This window comes from Microcystis sp. M53603_WE2 (genome assembly GCF_030065435.1).
Genome location: NZ_JASJFF010000237.1, coordinates 1 through 2,038, shown reverse-complemented (window position 1 = coordinate 2,038; position 2,038 = coordinate 1). Strand labels below are relative to the sequence as shown.

Below are 2,038 nucleotides of genomic sequence, written 5' to 3'. Positions count from 1 at the left end.
TTTTTGAGGGAAAAAAGTCTAAAAGCCTTATCCAACAAGGTTTTTAGATTTATTCAGCAAGCCCTAAGTACCTAAGCAAAATTAATTACACATCTAAGCCACTACTCCGTCAGACTTCTGGTGTGAGCAAACAGTGAACTGAAAACTCAAATCCGATCCCTAATAGCTGTCTCCCGTCTCCCGTCTCCCGTCTCCCGTCTCCCGTCTCCTGTCTCCTGTCTCCTGTCTCGACTAGGAAATTAATTTTGCACGACTACTTAAGGCAGCCGCGAAACCGGGTAAGGGACCCCAAACAGAAACCCAAATCGTCAGGTTTGGAAATCACCGTCCGGCCCCGGCGGTGAGGATGTCAACTTTTTGGTGCCAGGGTCAAGACTTGTTAAGATTGATCAAGCCGTTCGCTCAAATTTACCACTTCTGTGGCTCTCATTTATGGTCATCGACTTTCTGCCCTTCACTATCAATATTTCCCCGGCCTTTATTGCCGGTAGCTGTCTCTGGTCTTTAGCATTGTATCTGGGGTTAGCTGGGGTGCGAAATTGGTTTATAGAAATTTTCTATCGCTGGTTTAATTTTGCCGAGCGTTTCCTCTATACTTCCCTAGAGGAGTTTGAAAAAACTCGCATCGCCAGAGAATCACAAAATGCTTTTTATGCCTCTATCTTTAGTATTATTCCCTTTCTCATTCTCGGCGGTTTCTCCGATTGGTTAATCGAGATTAGTTTAGGAAAAAGTTGGCCGATTAGTGTCGGTATTCTCGCCTGTGTTGCCTCTGGTGTCTATGAATTAGGACGGCAGGACGGCAGCGGTAATCAGTAAACAACGGTCAATTAAGCTGTTAACTATCTCAATTACTTCTTGGCACTGCACGGGAGTGGCAAGTTAGTCGATTTTAACCCTTGACTAGAGCTTAATCTTTTCCTTCCAGACGATTTTTATGTTTATTAAGAGTCTTTTGTAGTAAATTCAAAACCTCATTAGCAATCTCAATAACTTCATGGGTTCCAAAACCGGCCTGAGTTAATTCTTTAAAAAAAGCCTTAGCGACAATTTTGGCTAATTTCGGGGGATAAGGGTGAACAGCGATCGAATGTTCGGACTGAATTTCTGCTATTTCTCTAGTCACTGCCATAGCCACAAAACGAGATTTTAACATCCCTTGCAAATGAAAAATTTGCAGGGATTGGGCAGCCTGTTGAGCGAATAACTGCAAGATTTCTAAATCTAATGGTTCAAAATGTTTTTTGTCTAGGGGAAAACTGAGATTAATTACTCCGATTACCTGCTGATTGAGGATAATCGGTACGGAGATAAAACTATTATTATTTGATCTTTTGGGATCACGGGCTGCACTGGCAAATGGCGATCGAGTGATATCCTTAATTAGTAAAGGTTTTCCTGTGGCCGCTACACTGTCGGCAATAACTTGATCGAGTTTAATTATTTCTTGATCAGCCAAAGGTGATAGATCATCATAATGGGCAAAAACTTCTAGATAATCGGTAATTTCCCCTTTTAATTCCTGTGGAGAGCTTAACATAATTGAACAGTGCCGCGCTCGCAATTGATGAGCGCTCATACTAGCTATTTTCCCAAAAATATCTTCGAGATTTTCCTCAACATTCAAGACAAGAGCCAGAGTAGCTATTTTGGGGTTAAAATTATCCATGTATTCAATCACTTATTCAGTCCGAGTTTAGGCTTTCAGGGTGAGGATGACATTCCTCATCTCTGTGTTTGTCTGAGTCTATAGCTTGCCATAGCATCTGATCGAGGGGCTTTTTTACTCGCTAACTGATCTATTGTAGATGTAGCCAAAACTTCTGTGTCTCTTGTTTTTTGTCTTCCCTCTAGATGAACGTAGGTTGGGTTGAAGCATGAAACCCAACGCCCGCTCATGTTACGCTACCGCTAACCCATCCTACAAATAATTGTGCCTCCCTACTTAGCTTAAGCCACTTGTCCCAAGAATTTGCGGCAAGGAGGTAAGTAGTCGTGCAAAATAAATTTCCTAGTCAAGATAGGCACTCGTGCAAGA

At 42.2% G+C, this 2,038-nt stretch carries 2 protein-coding genes; one reads left to right on the top strand and one right to left on the bottom strand.

Annotation, left to right across the window (positions count from 1 at the left end):
- Window positions 1-432: 432 nt before the first annotated feature.
- Entirely contained in the window at window positions 433-819 is a 387-nt protein-coding gene (locus PX481_RS05105) for a hypothetical protein (protein ID WP_002756975.1), read from the top strand.
- A 91-nt stretch (window positions 820-910) separates the two neighbouring features.
- Here the strand turns inward: PX481_RS05105 and PX481_RS05100 are convergent, their stop codons facing one another.
- Window positions 911-1,669 (bottom strand): GAF domain-containing protein, encoded by a 759-nt coding sequence (locus PX481_RS05100; protein ID WP_288056179.1) that lies wholly within the window; start codon window positions 1,667-1,669, stop codon window positions 911-913.
- Between the last annotated feature and the right edge of the window lie 369 nt (window positions 1,670-2,038).

Coding starts and splice junctions, on each gene's coding strand:
- PX481_RS05105 (WP_002756975.1), top strand. CDS start 433: ATGGTCATCGACTTTCTGCCCTTCACTATCAATATTTCCCCGGCCTTT.
- PX481_RS05100 (WP_288056179.1), bottom strand. CDS start 1,669: ATGGATAATTTTAACCCCAAAATAGCTACTCTGGCTCTTGTCTTGAAT.